The organism is Vibrio sp. Vb2131, from assembly GCF_033338535.1.
Lineage (GTDB): Bacteria > Pseudomonadota > Gammaproteobacteria > Enterobacterales > Vibrionaceae > Vibrio > Vibrio alginolyticus.
Map to the genome: position 1 here is coordinate 1 of NZ_JAWOSW010000152.1, position 533 is coordinate 533.

Below are 533 nucleotides of genomic sequence, written 5' to 3' on the forward strand. Positions count from 1 at the left end.
AACCTGGCGCTGGATCACCTCCTTATACGATGATTATTGCGATGAGTGTTCACACAGATTGATACGGTTTATGAAGTTTAAGAGATAGAACATCCCCCAAGATGTTCACTTAGTGTCCCGTTCGTCTAGAGGCCTAGGACACCGCCCTTTCACGGCGGTAACAGGGGTTCGACTCCCCTACGGGATACCATCTTTAAACATTCTCTCTTGAGAGTTTTTAAAAATGGTTACTTCATAAGAAGTGATTAGCTCTTTAACAATTTGGAAAGCTGACAAAACAACAATTTATTGTTGTTTGTAAAGTTCTCAATGTTTGTCTTTAAGACAAACACCAAAAAACACATTCAAGTGTTCTTGGGAATATCACTTTTAAGTGATTATTCGAAATTGAGTCCGGCAAAATCGATATGTCTCTCGCTCATTCAAATAATGAGAGACAACTTTGGTGACTTGTTCATCAACTCGAAACTCCTTCGGGTTGTATGGTTAAGTGACTAAGCGTACACGGTGGATGCCTTGGCAGTCAGAGGCGA

Annotated in this window: 1 tRNA gene; it reads left to right on the forward strand. The window is 40.7% G+C overall.

Annotated features, from left to right (window positions below):
- Positions 1-114: 114 nt before the first annotated feature.
- Positions 115-190: transfer RNA gene (locus R7E38_RS23320), tRNA-Glu, on the forward strand.
- The last annotated feature ends 343 nt before the right edge of the window (positions 191-533 follow it).